This window comes from Dactylosporangium sp. NPDC051087 (genome assembly GCF_055586325.1).
Map to the genome: position 1 here is coordinate 107,487 of NZ_JBVJIJ010000032.1, position 15,003 is coordinate 122,489.

Here is a 15,003-nt window from a genome sequence, read left to right on the forward strand (position 1 = left end):
CGGGTCACCACCTGTCGTACTCGGTGTCGATCAGTTCCAGCGCGGCTGCGGCGACGGGTGCCGAACGCAGCAGATCAGCCCGGCCGGCCGCGAACCTGCGCGTCCGGCCGGTACAGGACGGCTCCTCGTGGTCGGCCGCGTTGAGGGCCGTCGCCGACGCCCACGAACTGGGGCGTCGCAGTTGCCGGGCCGCGGTGAGGTAGCCGAGGTAGGCACGGAACAGGCCGATCAGCTGGTCGCCGAGGTCGGCCGCGATACCGAGCCGGTCGAACGCCACGGCGCAGGTCTGGGCGTACAGGCGCAGAAACCGCGAGGCGAGGGAGTCGAAGTCACCCGGCTCGTCGAGCATCGCCCGCAGCCGCGCCCGTTCCGGCGCGGTCAGGACGGTCATGCCGTCCAGCACACCGGCCGCGTCGCGGCGCAGCGTGCCGACGCTCGGGGCACCGGGGTTGAACAGCACCAGGACCGGGGCTCGTGCCTGGCGGGCGGCGAGCGCGTCGGCCACCGCACCGGCGAACACGCTGCCCGCGCAGTAGCCGATGATCGCGTCGACCGGCGGCGTGCCGTCGTCCGGCAGCCACCACCGCACGTACTCGGACGGTTCCGCGGGCGGCGTCGAAGGCGGGACCGCGTGGCTCACGTCGAACCCGGCGGGCAGCAGCGTGACGAGGTCACGGAAGGTCGCCTCCCGGCGCCCGCTGCCGTCGAAGTCGAACGCCAGGACCCGGCGGCCGGTGCCGTCCCCGCACAGCGGGGTCCATGCGGCCGAGGTCTGCCCGGTGTGCGTCGGTTGCATCACGCCGCCCCCGCCCCGGGCTCGCCCGCATGGCCGCGCAGTGCGGCGACAGCGGCGGTGAGCAACCGCCGGGCCCGGTCCGGTTCGACCAGCCGCGGGTCGTAGGCGCAGCGCAGCATCGTGACGCCCGGGTCGAAACCGACGGCGAGCGGGGCGTTTCCGGTGCCGAGCTCCTCCGTGGCCGCCGCCGTGGTCTCCCCCGCGTAGTCGACGTCGACGTCCACGGTCGTGCCGTCGCCGAGCTCCCGCAGCAGCGGCGACGGCAGCTGATGGCCGAGACCCGCCGCGACCCGGTGCTGCACCGCGCCCAGCACCTCGGGCAGCGCCCCGCGGTCCTGCGGTTCGAACCGCAGCGGCACCTGGTCGGCCGGCGCGCCGGCGCCGGACGGCACCGTCGCCGCGACGACGAACTGGGCCTCGGGGAACGGCAACGCGGCGACGAGCGCGGCGAGCACCATCGCGTACGGTGTCACGCCGTCGGCGGTACAGCGCCGCACGAGTGCCCGGGCCGCCGCGGCGGGGACGGCGACGGTCACCTCCTCGGTGCGGTGCGACGCCACGGGGCTGGTGGTGGACCGCAGCCGGGGCACCTCCTGCGCCCAGTAGGCCAGTTCGCGGGGGTAGCCCCGGTTCGTGCGGGGATCCTGCAGCGCCTTGCGGTCGACCTTGCCGTTGGCGTTGAGCGGCACCGCGTCGATCGGCACGATCAGGACCGGCCGCAGGTATGCGGGCAGCCGCTCGGCGAGGTAGCCGGCGAGTTCCTCCTCGGTGGCCGGTGCGCCGGGCACCCAGTAGGCGACGAGCCTGCGGTGCTCGCCGATGCCGACGAGCGCGGCGACGGCCTGCCGGACCGCGGGATGCCCGGCCAGGGCGGCCTCGACCTCGCCCGGTTCGACCCGGTAGCCGTTGACCTTGACCTGATCGTCGACGCGGCCCAGGAACTCGACGCTGCCGGCGGGCAGCCAGCGGCCGATGTCGCCGGTGCGGTACAGCCGGGCACCGGGTCGCTCGGCGAACGGGTCCGGCACGAACCGCTCGGCGGTGAGCGCCGGCCGGCCGACGTAGCCGCGCACCACGCAGTCGCCGCCGATGTACAGCTCACCGGCGACCCCTTCCGGGCAGGGCTCGAAGTCGTCGTCCAGCACGTACATGGTGGTGTTGGGGATCGGATGACCGATCGGCACCAGGCCACCGGCCACGTCGTCGCCCGGGCAGTCCAGTTCCACGCAGTTGCCGACCGAGGCCTCCGTCGGCCCGTACTCGTTGTGCACGGGCGTGGCCGGGTCCAGGCGCCGCCACGCCGAAAGCACTCGGTGCGGGAATGCGTCCGCGCCGACGGCGAGGGTGCCGGCGAGCGCCCGGGCCGCGCCGGCGTCCAGCGTGCTCGCCAGAATGTCCAGCTGCCCCGGTGTGAGTTTGATGAAGGTGTACGGTCCGGCGCCGGCGAGCTGCTCGCCGAGCCGGAGCGGGTCGGTGTGCTCGAACATCACCACGCGCTGACCCATGATGAGCGGGGTGTACAGGTTGGGCACGATCATGTCGAACGCGAACGAGGAGAACACCGGCGCTCCGCCGTCGCCGTTGCGGGCGTAGGCGTCGCGGCACCACGACAGGTAGTTGACCACTCCGGCGTGCGGGACCGCGACGCCCTTCGGGGTGCCGGTCGAGCCCGACGTGTACATCACGTAGGCCAGGTCGGCGGGGCCGGCGATGCGGCCCGGGTCGTCCGCCGGTTGCGCCGCGATCTGCACGGCGTCCTCGACCGGATCGAGCACCGGCACGCCCGCCGTGCCGTCGGCGCGGCCGATGACGAGTCCGGCACCGGCGTCGGCGAGCATGAACCGGATCCGTTCGGCCGGGTACGCGTCGTCCAGCGGCAGGTACGCGCCGCCTGCCCGCATGACGGCGAGCAGCGCCACGACGAGGTGGCGGTTGCGGGGCAGGGCCACCCCGACCACCCGGCCGGGTCCGACGCCGAGCCCGCGCAGATGGTGTGCCAGGCGGTTGACCTGCCGGTCGAGCTCGCCGTAGGTGAGGTCCCCGGCGGCGTCGGTGACCGCGACCGCGCCTGGCGTCCGGCGGCTCTGTTCGGCGACGAGCTCATGCAGGCACGCGTGCGCCGGAACGGGCCGCCGCGGTCCCTGCGACCGGGCGATCAGCGCATGCCGGCGGGCGCTGTCCGGCGGCGGCAGCGTCTCGTGCCGCTCATCGGGGCGACGCATCGCGTCGAGGACGGCGAGGTACGCGTCGCGCATCGCGACGATCTGCTCGTCGGTGAACGCCTCGGCGTAGTAGTCCAGGCGCAGCTGCAGCTGGTCCGAGCCGGGGATGCGCAGGAAACCGGTGGAGACGTTGAAGCTGGTCGGCTCCGCCCGGAACGAGTGGCCGAACCGGATCCGGGCGGTGCCGCCGTCGCGGGTGAGCAGGTCGTCGTCCGGGTGGTCGTCGAGCACGTCGACGTCGCCGCCCAGCGCCTCCTGCATGACGTGGAAATGGTTGTACAGAAAGGTGTTGTCGAAGATGCGGGGCACCCCGAGGTCCCACTGCATCTGCGCCAGCGGGTAGCGGCGGTGCGGCAGCAGCTCCTGCTCCGCACCGAACACCTCGCGGGCCAGTTCCGCCCAGCTTCCGCCGCCGAGGCGGATCCGCAACGGCGGGACGTTGAGGAACAGACCGCGCGACTCGGTGCCGCCGATGTCCTCGGGCCGGCCGTTGGAGGAGATCCCGGCCACGACGTCCGTGCGGCCGCTGATGAGCCCCAGCACCTTCATGTGGGCGGTCAGCAGCGCGGTCTTCACCGGCACGCCTGCCCCGGCGGCGAACGCGATGACGTCCCGGAACAGCTGCGGCGGCACCGCCGTCTCCAGCGACCGGTGGGAGCCCGACGCCGTGGCGATGGTGCGCCACTGTCGCGCACCGGCGATGGCCGGTTCGCCGTCGGCCGGTGTCTCGAACCGCTCGACGGGCACCGTGCCGGAGCCGGGCGGGGACCAGCGCGGCAGGTCCGCCGGGACGAGACCGGCGAGGCGGCCGGCCCAGTAGTCCCGGTCGGTGCTGTCGCGGAGGCTGTCGAGCTCCAGTGCGATGAAGTCGCGGTAGGACGAGGCCGGTTCCGGCTCGACCGGCAGTGCCGGGTCGGCCAGCAGTTCCAGATAGCGGCGCAGCATCTCGGCCTGGGTGGAGAACAGGCTCCAGCCGTCGAGGATCGCATGGTGCTCGGTCAGCGTCCATTGGAACGTGTCGTCGGTGCGCCGGTGCAGGAAGCACCGCAGCATCGGCGGGCGGGCGATGTCGAAGGGACGCTGCCGCTCCTGCTGCACGAGTTCGGCGAGCAGCCGCTCCTGCTCCGCGGCGGGTACGCCGCGGAGGTCCTCCACGACGAGCGGCACGGTGGCGTCGCGGTACACCAGCTGCATAGGCTGCGAGTAGCCGGTGATGTCGAAACCGGTCCGCAGGATCGGATGCCGGTCGATCACGTCCCGCATGGTCTGGCCGAACCGTTCGGCATCGAACGGCGCGCGCAGGTGGTAGCTGTTGACGTTGTGGTAGGGCAGGGTCTCCGGGTCCAGCTGCATGTGGAAGACCATGCCGGTCTGCAGGGTCGCCATCGGGTACGCGTCGGCGAGGTCGGCGGGCAGCTTCGCCCGGTCGGCCGCGGACACCAGCGCGAACGGCTCCCGGTCCGGTTGCGGCGGCGGGGCGTCCAGCACCCGGGCGACGGCGGCGAGCCGCTCGACGGTAGGGGTGGCGAACAGGTCCTGCAGCGAGAACTCCAGCCCGCGTTCCCGGGCCCGGCCCAGGACCTGCAGGCTGCGGATCGAGTCGCCGCCGAGATCGAAGAAGTTGTCGCGGATGCCGATCTGCTCGAGGTCCAGCACGACCCGCCAGATCGCGGCGAGCTGCTCCTCGACGGGGTTCCGCGGCCCGACGTACTCCTGCGACAGCGCCGGGCGCCCGCTCGCCGGCTCCGGCAGCGCCCGCAGGTCCACCTTGCCGTTGGGGGTCAGCGGCAGCGAGTCGAGGAACACGAACACGGCCGGCACCATGTAGGACGGCAGCCGCGCACCGAGCGCCGCACGGACGTCCTCGACGCCGAGCACCCGGTCGGTGGCGAGGTAGCCGATGAGGGACGCGTTGCCGGCCTCGTCCCGGCGGATGCGCACGGCGGCGCCCGTGACGCCGTCCAGCCGGGCCAGCGCGGCCTCGACCTCACCGGTCTCGATGCGGTAGCCGCGGACCTTGACCTGGTTGTCGTTGCGTCCGAGGTACTCCAGCTCGCCGCCGGCGCTCCAGCGGGCGAGGTCCCCGGAGCGGTACAGCCGGCCGCCAGGTTCGGGCGCGAACGGGTCGGGCACGAACCGCTCCGCGGTCAGTGCGGGCCGGCCGAGGTAGCCGCGGGCCACGCCGGGCCCGCCGACGTACAGCTCGCCGGGCACACCGGCGGGCAGCGCGTTGCCCCACCGATCCAGCACGAGCACCCGCAGGTCCGGGATCGGCACCCCGACCGGGCTGACCCCGGCGGCGACGTCGGCGCGGGTGAGGACGCGATACGTGACGTGCACCGTGGTCTCGGTGATGCCGTACATGTTGACCAGCCGGGGCCGCTCCTCGCCGTGCCGGTCGAACCAGCGCCCGACGCTGGCGAGGTCCACCGCCTCACCGGCGAAGATCACCAGGCGGAGGTGGTCCGGGCCGTCCTGCGACTGCTGCGCGTCGGCGGCCTCGAACTGACGGAACGCCGACGGCGTCTGGTTGAACACGGTGACCCGCTCCTCGCGCAGCACGGTGCTCAGCCGCGCCGGGTTGCGGATCACCTCGTGCGGCACGACGACCAGCCGGCCGCCATGGCCGAGCGCGCCCCATATCTCCCACACCGACACGTCGAAGGCGTAGGAGTGGCACAGCGGCCAGACGTCCTCGTGATCGACGCCGTACCACTGCTGGGTCTTCGCCAGCAGCCGCGTCACGTTGCGGTGGGTGACGCCGACGCCCTTGGCCCGGCCCGTCGAGCCCGACGTGTAGATGACGTAGGCGAGGTCGTCGGGGTCCACGCGCACCGGCACGGCCGGGCCCGGGTCGTCGTCGGCGGCGTCCTCGATGCCGATGACCGACCACGCGCCGTCCGGGAGCTGTCCGCGGGTGCTGCCGCCGGCGATCACGACGTCGACGCCGGCGTCCTCGAGCATGAACCGCAGCCGCTCCTGCGGGTAGGCCGGGTCCAGCGGCAGGTAGGCCGCGCCGGACTTCAGCACGCCGAGCACCGCGACGATCATGTCCGCGCCGCGCTCCAGGCAGATGCCCACGATCCCGCGGTCGCCGGCTCCGTTCCCGCGCCGCCTGGCGAGCCCGGCGGCGAGCTGTCCGGCGCGCCGGTCGAGCTCGGCGTAACTCAGCTCGGTACGGCCGCCCGCGGGCTCAGCCGTGTGGTCACCGGTGCGGTCGACGAGCGCGACCGCGTCCGGGCGCCGCCGGGCCCACGACTCGACGAGGCCGGGCAGGTCGGCGGCGACGAGCTCGGCGGGGGCATCGACCTGCGGCCCGGCCGGCACCTCGGCGGGCGTCACCATCTGGTGGTCGCCGCAGGGGCGAGCGGGGTCCGCCACCGCGGCGTCCAGCAGCCGCAGGTAGTGCGTCACCATCGCCGCCATGAAGTCGTCGTCGAAGAGGTCGGTGTTGTACTCCACCTCGACCATCGGCCGCGGTCCATCCACAATGGACCAGGTCTGGTCGAACTTGGCCGTGCACCGGTCGACCAGCACCGGTTCCAGCGGTTCGCCGCCGAGGGTACGACCGCGCTGCGGCGCCTCGTTCATGCCGAACACGACCTGCACGATCGGGCTGTGGCTCAGATCCCGCTCGACCTTGAGCTCGTCGACGAGCCGTTCGAACGGCAGGTTCTGGTGCGCGTACGCCTCCAGGGTCGCGTTGCGCACCTCGTCGAGCAGTTCGGCGAAGGTCGGGTCACCGGACAGCCGCAGCCGCACCGGCACGGTGTTCACCAGCAGCCCGACGACGTTCTCCAGCTTCGCGGAGTCCCGGGTGGCGACCGGAACGCCGACGATCACGTCGGTCTGGCCGGTGTAGCGGGCCAGCAGGAGCTGGAACGCGGCGAGCATCGTCATGAACGGGGTGACGCCGTGGCTCTCGCAGACGCGGCGCATCGCCTCGTCGGTGCCCACCGGCACCGGGAACTGGCGCGTGCGGCCGACGAACGTCTGCATGGCGGGGCGCCGGTCCTTGCTCGGCAGTGCGAGCGCCTCCGGGGCGTCGGCCAGCTGCTCCCGCCAGTACCGCAGCTCCGACTCCAGCGCACCGCCGCGCCACCGCCGGTGCTCCCACGTGGCGAAGTCGATGTAGCGGGCCGACCGGGGCGACGCCGGTGCCGGCTCGCCGGCGGCGATCGCGTCGTAAGCGGCGGCGAGGTCACCGAGCAGGATGTCCAGTGACCAGCCGTCGAAAGCGATGTGGTGCACGGTGATGCCGAGCAGGCAGCGGCCGGCGCCCAGGCGGACCAGCAGGACCCGCCACGGGTGCACGGTGGCGAGGTCGAACGGCGTCCGTGCGGCGTCCTCGGCCAGCCGCAGCGCGGCGGCGTCCCGGTCGGCGGCCGGAAGCTCGCCGACCGAGCGTTCGACCAGATCGACAACCGGCTCCGCCTGCACGATCTGGACCGGGTCGCCGTGCCGCTCGGCGAAGACGGTGCGGAGGCTGTCGTGGCGGGCCGCGACGTCGTGCAGGGCCCGGCGCAGCACGTCCACGTCGAGGTCCGCGGCGACGCGGAACGCCGTGGCGACGTTGTAGGTGGGGCTGCCCGCGTGCCAGCGCTCGAAGAACCACACGGGTCGCTGGGCGAAGGACAGCGGCGCCTCGTGCGCCGCGGTCACGCCGAGATGCCGAGGGGTCCCGTCCGGGTCATTCCCGCCGAGTTCATCGTCGAGCAGCAGGTCTAGAACGTCCTCGGAACCGAGCATCTCATCGCGCATGGTGTTCGCGCCCCTTCGTCGGTCGGCGACAGCTGGACCGGTTCCGACGCTAGTGACCCGGCCGCCGCCGCAGCCCCTTCCCGCGCATCGAATCCGGCCGACCTGCGACGCGGGCCGCCCCATCCTCAGGGCGGGGCCGGTCACCGGCGGCGCGTCGCTACGGTGACCGGAAGGCCCGACTGCCCGCAGACCGAGACGGCCGCCGCGTGCGCGGTGGCGAGGAGTGGCTGTGACACCGTCCGTTCCTGCGTATGACGCCTGGATCCGGCCGCTGGCCGAACGGCCCGCCGCACGGCTCCGGCTCTTCCTGTTCCCCTACGCGGGCGGTGGGACGTACGCCTACCGGCCGCTGGCCATGTCGCTGCCCGGCACCGTCGACCCGCTCGCGGTCCGCCTGCCGGCCCGCGAGGACCGCGCCGCCGAGCCGGCGGCCGTGTCCATGGACGAGCTGGCGGCCCCCCTCGCGGCCGCGGTGTGTGCGTACGCCGACCGCCCCTTCGCCTTCCTCGGCCACAGCATGGGCGGCCGCCTGGCCTTCGAGGTCGCCCGGCGGTTGCAGGCGGCCGGCGGGCCCGCACCGGACCGGCTGCTCGTCTCGGCCAGCCGCGCGCCGCAGCGCCCGTCGACGGATCGGCCGGTCGCCGGGCTGCCGCACGACGACTTCGTGGCCGCGCTGCGCGAGGCGGGCGGCACCCCCGACGAGGTTCTCGCCGAGCCGGAGCTGCTCGATCTGATGCTGCCGATCGTGCGGGCCGACCTCGCGCTCGCCGAGGGGTACCGCTACCGCCGCGGTCCCGCGCTGGACGTGCCGCTGCACACGTTCTACGGCGCGGCCGACCGCGTGGTGGGCCGGGCCGACGTGGCCGGGTGGGCGGCGCACACGACCCGGTCGATGACCCTCACCGAGGTGCCCGGGGGGCACTTCTTCATCCACCGGCCCGCACCGGCGCTGCTGTCGGCGATCGCCACGCACGCCTGACGCGCGGACGGCCTGCACGACCGAGCCGCCCCGGCCGTTGCCGGGGCGGCTCGTTCCAGCTGGTCGTCCGGCCGGTCAGCCGGTTGCCGGGCCGCCATGGTCGCGCACGCTGCGGGGGCGCATGTCGGTCCAGACCGCATCGATGTGGGCGAGGCACTCCTCGCGGGATCCGCTGGTACCTTCGTCGCGCCAACCGTCCGGACGCGGGCGTGTCGCCGGCCAGATCGAGTACTGCTCCTCGTCGTTCAACACCACGTCGAACGTCTCCATGCCGTCCTCCTCCGATCGTCATTCAGCGGTCTGCATCGCGCGCCGGTGCTTGAGCGCGGCACGCTGTTGCGGTGTCATGGCGCGCAGTTCCAGGACCGCGCGGGCGGTCCGCTCGGTCACCCCGGGGGTGCGTTCCAGCGCCACCATCGCCGCGGCCAGCCCGGCCAGGGTCGGATGCCGGAACAGCTCGGCGGCCGGCAGCGGCCCGCGCAGCAGATCGCGGACCCGGCCGACCAGCCGGACCGCGTCCAGGGACCGGCCGCCGAGGGCGAAGAAGTCGTCGTCGGGGCCGATCGTGGTGGCCGGCCGGCCCAGGGTGTCGGCCCAGGCGTCCGCCAGGACCTGTTCCAGTGCGCTGCCGGCCCTGCCGGGTGCGGGTGCTGCCGGCACCGTGCCGGTCACCGGTGGCAGGGCACCCGCATCGAGCTTGCCGTTGGGGTTCAGCGGGATCCGCTCGACCTCGGCGAGCACCGACGGCAGCAGGTACGCCGGCAACCGCTGGGCGAGTTCGGCCCGCAGCCGCCGCTCGTCGAACCCCCCGTGCTCCACGACGGTGTAGGCCGCGAGCACGGTGCCGCCGGCCGGTGCGGTGCGCGGCAGTACCAGCGCCTGGCGCACCCCGTCGAGGGCCTCGAGCGCCGCCTGCACCTCGCTCGGTTCCACCCGGTATCCGTTGATCTTGACCTGGTCGTCGGCGCGGCCGAGGAACTCGAACGTGCCGTCCGGCAACAACCGGCCGACGTCCCCGGTGCGGTACATGCGGGCGCCCGGGCCGCCGGCGGGGTCCGGCAGGAACCGGTCGGCGGTCAGCGCGGGCCGGCCGGCGTACCCGCGCACGACGCACACCCCGCCGATGTACAGCTCACCGGCGGCGTTGACCGGCAGCGGCCGCAGCTGCCCGTCCAGCACGTACATGGTGGTGTTGCGAACGGGCGTGCCGATCGGCACCAGCCGCCGCCGGATCGTACCGGCGATGTCCAGGACGCAGTTGGCGACCGACGCCTCGGTAGGCCCGTACTCGTTGAGCACCCGCCCGGCAGGATCCAGTCGCCGCCACGCCGCCAGGCCCGCGGCGTGGAACGCGTCCGCGCCGACGACCAGCGTGCCGCACAGCGACCGCGCCTCCTGCGCGCCGAGCTGCCCGGACAGCAGGTCCAGGTGGCCGGGGGTGAGCTTCACGAACGCATACGGCGCGTGCTCCGCCAGGGCCGCGCCGAGATCGGCCGGGGTCAGCTCCTCCGGCAGCAGATGGACGGTCTGCCCGACGACCAGCGGGGCGAAGAGGTTCGGGACCAGCATGTCGAACGCGTAGGAGGAGAACACGGGCGCGCCGCCGTCGTTGCCGGCGACGTACGCCTCGACGCACCACTCCAGATAGTTCACCAGCCCGCGGTGCGGCACCAGGACGCCCTTCGGGGTGCCCGACGAGCCGGAGGTGAACATGACGTACGCCAGGTTGTCCGGGGCCGCCGCCGCCAGCGTGATGTCGTCATCGGTGTCGTCACCGGTGTCGGGCCCGATCCACAGCGCGGCGCCGTCGTGCCAGTCCTCGCTGAGCTCGCGATGGCCGACGAGGAGGCCGGCCCCGGCGGTACGCAGCATCAGACGCTTGCGCCCGGCCGGGAACGACGGATCGACGGGCACGTAGGCGCCACCGGCCTTCAGCACGGCCAGCATCGCCACCACCATGTCCGGAGAGCGCCGCACGCACAGCCCGACGGTGACCTCGGGGGCCACACCGCGGCGCGCCAGCCGGGACGCGAGCCGCTCGGCCGCCGCGTCGAGCTGCGCGTACGTCATCTCGGTCGCGCCGTGCCGGACGGCGATCGCGTGCGGGGTACGGGCGGCCTGGCGCTCGAACAGCTCGTGGACGCACCCGCCCGCGGACGGCGCGGCGGTGTCGTTGACCTCGTCCAGCAGCCGCCGGTCGGCGGGCGGGAGCAGGTCGGCCGCATCGACCCGGGCCGTGGGGTCCGCGCACATCGCGGACAGCACCGTGCGGAAGCCGTCGACGAGCCGCTCCACCGTGGCCGGCTCGAACAGGTCCGTACGGTAGGTGACCAGCCCGTCGAAGCCGTCGCCGTCGTCCGTCATCGCCAGTGTCAGATCCAGCTTGGCCGTGCCGGTGTCGATCAGCCGCCGGGACCATGCCAAGCCGTCCTCGGTGACGCCCGCGGACGGGGCCGGCTCCAGTTCGAACAGCACCTGGAACAGCGGCGACCGGCTCGGCTCGCGGGGCGGTGCGAGCCGCTCGACCACCGCGTCGAACGGCACGTCCTGATGGGCGTTCGCCTCCAGCACGGTGCGGCCGCAGCGGCGCAGCACCTCGCCGAAGGTGCGGTCCCCGGACAGGTCGGCACGCAGCGCCAGGGTGTTGAACAGCGGGCCGGGCACGTCGTCGACGTCCGGGTCGGCCCGGTTGGCCGAGGTTGTGCCGATGAGCAGATCCCGCTGGCCGGTGGCCCGGTGCAGCAGCACCGCGAACCCGGCGAGCAGCGCCGCGAACGGCGTGACACCGTGCTCCCCGGCGAGGTGCCGCAGCCGCCGGGCGAGCGGGCCGGGGACATTGAACCGCAGGGCGGCGCCGCGGTGACCGGCCACCGCCGGGCGGGGAAGGTCGGTGGGCAGGTCGAGCTCGGTGGGCGCGCCCGCCAGGGCGCGCGTCCAGAAGTCCAGTCCCCGTTCGTAGCCGCCGTCGGCGAGGCGCCCGCGCTGCTGCCGGGCGACCTCGGCGTGGCCGACGGACGGGGTACCGCGCTCCGGCTCCTCGCCGCGCAGCGCCGCCTGGTAGCCGGCCATCAGCTCCCGCACGAGCAGCTCGGTGGACCAGCCGTCGTTGACGAGGTGGTGGAAGGTCAGCAGCAGCTCGTGCCGGTGGGTCGCGGTGCGGATCAGGTCGGCGCGCAGCAGCGGTCCGGCCCCGAGGTCGAACGGCGCGACGGCGAGGGACCGCAGGTACTCCTCCAGCGCCTGCGCCGGCGCCCCGGACAGGTTGTGCACCGGCATCTCCACCGGCGCCTCGTCCAGTACCGCCGGGACCGGTGCTCCGGATGCGGCCGGGAAAACGGTCCGCAGCACCTCGTGCCGGGCCACCACGGCGTCCAGGGCGCGGCGCAGCGCCCGGGCGTCGAGCCGTCCGTCGAGTCGCACCGCCCACGGCATGTGGTAGGCGGCCGTCGCCGGGTGCAGCTGCTCGAAGAACCAGATGCGCTCCTGGCTGAAGGACATCGGTGGCGGCCCGGCGGCCGGCAGCGGCGCGGCCGCCCCGCGCGGAACGGTCGCGGGCTCGCCGGCGCGCAGCAGCGCCGCGGTCTGCGCGACCGTCGGGGTGCCGAACAGCGCGTCGAGCGGCACGCGGACCCCGAACTGGTCGGTGAGCCGCCGCGCGACCTGGACGGCCAGCACGGAGTGCCCGCCGAGAGCGAAGAAGTTCTCGTCACGGCCGATGCCGGGCAGGCCGAGGACATCGGCCCAGATCCTGGCGACCGCCTCCTCCTCCGGACCCTGCGGGGCCGTCGCTGCCGGCACCGGCGGCGCGGCCGGGACCGTCGCGGGTTCCGGCGTGGCGACGACGCCGTCCGGCTGCACCGGTTCGGTGTCCTCGGCGGCCCAGACGGCACCGATCTCGTCGAGGAACCGCTGGGCGGCGTCGCGGCTGTACCGGTCGGTGTCGTACTCGCACTCCACCTCGGTCACGGCCGCGGCCGCCGCCGGCGCGCCGGCGGCCGGTCCCAGGCGAACGACCAGGTCGCAGCCGGTCAGCGCACCGGCGAGGTGGTCCACGCCGGCACCGGCGACGAACGCGACCCGCACCGGTCCCGGCTCGGCCGCCGGTGCCGTGGCGGCGGTGATGACGTCGCGCAGGCTGACGCCCGGGCCGAGTAGCGGGCGCCATGCCGTGAGCGACCGGCCGTCCGGCCGGGCCACACCGACGGCCGGCCGGTGCTGCCCGCTGGCCCGGCCCAGCGCCACGGCGACCGCGGCGAGCGCCCGGGGCCGGGCAGCGGAGCTCGCCGCCGTCGTGCCGGGCGCCGCGGGCAGTGTGATCCGCACGGTGTCGCGCAGGAACTGTGGTGTCGGGGGCGGCGGCAGATCGGCCGGTACGGTCGCAGCCGGGCGCGTGTCATCCGACATGGGCCGCACCGCCCCGCACGGAAGAGGCCGGCACGGGCGCGGCGGCGTCATGGTCCGCCAGGTCAGACCCGGCCGGGACCCGGGTCACCACCCGGTCGCCGATGACCAGGTCGTCGAGCTCGGAGCCCGCATAGGTGTCCAGCGCCGTGCCGGGATCGCGGACGATCGGCTGGCCGCGCATGTTGAACGAGGTGTTGAGCAGCACCGGGACACCGGTCAGCGCGCCGAAGGCGCCCAGGACGTGCCACAGTCGCTCGTTGTCGGCACGGCGCAGAACCTGCACCCGGGCGGTGCCGTCGACATGTGTCACGGACGGCAGCACGTCGCGGTACGCCGGCCGGGTGTGCGCGACGAACAGCATGTGCGCGAACCGGTCCTGCGCGCCGGGCGGCAGGTCGAAGTACTCGTCGGCGTCGACGTCGCGCACGACCGGGGCGAACGGACGGAAGTCCTCCCGCTGCTTCACCACGGCGTTGAGATGATCGCGCATCCCCGGGTCGCGGGGGTCGGCGAGGATGCTGCGGTTGCCCAGCGCGCGTGGCCCGAACTCCATCCCGCCCTGGAACCACGCCACCACCCGGCCGGCGGTGAGCAGCCCGGCAACGTGGGCGCCGAGCGCGGCCTCGTCCGTGAGGCGGATGCCGTGCAACCCGCCGCGTGCGGCGACGGCCTGTTCGACCGCACTGTCGTCGTATGAGGGGCCCCAGTACGGCATCCGCATCCGCCCACGCACGTCCGCGTTCGCGGTTGCCACGTGGTGGTGCAGGGCCGCGCCGAGCGCCGTGCCGTCGTCCCCGGCGGCGGGCTGGACGAAGATGTGCTCGAACATGCGGCTGCGGGAGATGAGACCGTTGGCCGTGCAGTTCAGCGCGACCCCGCCGGCCAGGCACAGGTTCCGCAGCCCCGTCTCGGCCTGGTAGTGGCGCAGTACGTGCAGCAGCGCGGACTCGACCGCCGCCTGCACCGTCGCGGCCACATCGCGGTGCCGCTGCAGCACCGGCTCGCCGGGCGACCGCGGGGGGCCGAACTGCTCGGCCAGCAGCCGCAGCGTGCCCTCATGCGTCTCCCGGTCCAGCCACGACCCTCCGCCGGCCAGGGCGGGCACCGTGAACCTTCCTCCGTCGCGCAGCCGCACCAGCCCGGCCGTGCCGAACCGGCGGGCGTCGCCGTACGGGGCCATGCCCATCACCTTGTACTCGTCCATGGCGTACTCGAAGCCGAGGTACAGCGTGGCGGCACCGTAGAGGTTGCCGAGCGAGTGCGCGGCCGGCACCGTCGCGAGCACGTCGATGGACCGGCCCCGGCCGACCGCGACCGTCAGGCTGTCCCGTTCGCCCATGCCGTCGGCGACGACGACGAGCGCCTCGTCCATGCCGCTGAGGTGATAGCTGCTGGCGGCGTGCGCGAGATGGTGCGGCACCGGCACGAACCGTTCGTCCCAGTCGATCTGCGGCCAGAACCCGGCCAGCAGCGCCCGCTGGGCCGCCGGGTCGTAGACCTCCTTGAACCGGCGGCGGCTGTAGTCGTTGAGATCATCCACTTCGGACGGTGCGTAGGAGAACCCGTGCGCCACCCGGTCGATGTCCGACATGCGCAGACCGGCCCGTTCGAGGCAGTACCGGATCGCGTTGATCGGGAAGTCGCCGGTCGTCTTCTCTCCCGTGAACCGCTCCTCGGCCGCCGCGGCGATCACGCCGTCGTCGGTGACGAGAGCGGCCGCGGCGTCGAGACCTTGCACGATCCGGTACTGCCGGTCGGCGAGTTCCGGCAGTTCGCGGCGTTTGAACGCCATCGACCCGTTGAGGCCGCTGATGCCGAGGACACGCATGGTGCTGGCCCCC

The 15,003-nt window shown here is 74.0% G+C and carries 6 protein-coding genes; 1 reads left to right on the plus strand and 5 read right to left on the minus strand.

Annotated features, from left to right (window positions below; translation table 11 throughout):
* Positions 1-4 precede the first annotated feature (4 nt).
* Together ACZ6TV_RS44550 and ACZ6TV_RS44555 are read right to left on the minus strand one after the other, a co-directional pair.
* Positions 5-796: a hypothetical protein gene (locus tag ACZ6TV_RS44550; protein WP_465305728.1), complete on the minus strand. Its 792-nt coding sequence runs from the start codon at positions 794-796 to the stop codon at positions 5-7.
* On the minus strand, positions 796-7,779 hold the full coding sequence (locus tag ACZ6TV_RS44555; protein ID WP_465305730.1) for an amino acid adenylation domain-containing protein: 6,984 nt from the start codon (positions 7,777-7,779) through the stop codon (positions 796-798). The genes ACZ6TV_RS44550 and ACZ6TV_RS44555 overlap by 1 nt, the downstream gene beginning before the upstream one ends.
* A 229-nt stretch (positions 7,780-8,008) precedes the next feature.
* On the opposite strand from ACZ6TV_RS44555, the gene ACZ6TV_RS44560 reads away from it, so the two are divergent.
* Entirely contained in the window at positions 8,009-8,758 is a 750-nt protein-coding gene (locus ACZ6TV_RS44560) for a thioesterase II family protein (RefSeq protein ID WP_465305732.1), read from the plus strand.
* 75 nt (positions 8,759-8,833) lie between these two features.
* Here the strand turns inward: ACZ6TV_RS44560 and ACZ6TV_RS44565 are convergent, their stop codons facing one another.
* Genes ACZ6TV_RS44565 through ACZ6TV_RS44575 form a run of 3 tightly spaced genes read right to left on the minus strand, consistent with a single transcriptional unit; the run spans position 8,834 to position 14,990 of the window.
* The gene (locus ACZ6TV_RS44565; RefSeq protein ID WP_465305734.1) at positions 8,834-9,028 is read right to left on the minus strand and encodes an MbtH family protein; all 195 of its coding nucleotides are present in this window, start codon (positions 9,026-9,028) and stop codon (positions 8,834-8,836) included.
* 18 nt (positions 9,029-9,046) lie between these two features.
* The gene (locus ACZ6TV_RS44570; RefSeq protein ID WP_465305736.1) at positions 9,047-13,162 is read right to left on the minus strand and encodes an amino acid adenylation domain-containing protein; all 4,116 of its coding nucleotides are present in this window, start codon (positions 13,160-13,162) and stop codon (positions 9,047-9,049) included.
* Entirely contained in the window at positions 13,152-14,990 is a 1,839-nt protein-coding gene (locus ACZ6TV_RS44575) for a carbamoyltransferase family protein (RefSeq protein ID WP_465305738.1), read from the minus strand. Before ACZ6TV_RS44575 ends, ACZ6TV_RS44570 begins: the two co-directional genes overlap by 11 nt.
* Positions 14,991-15,003: the final 13 nt, after the last annotated feature.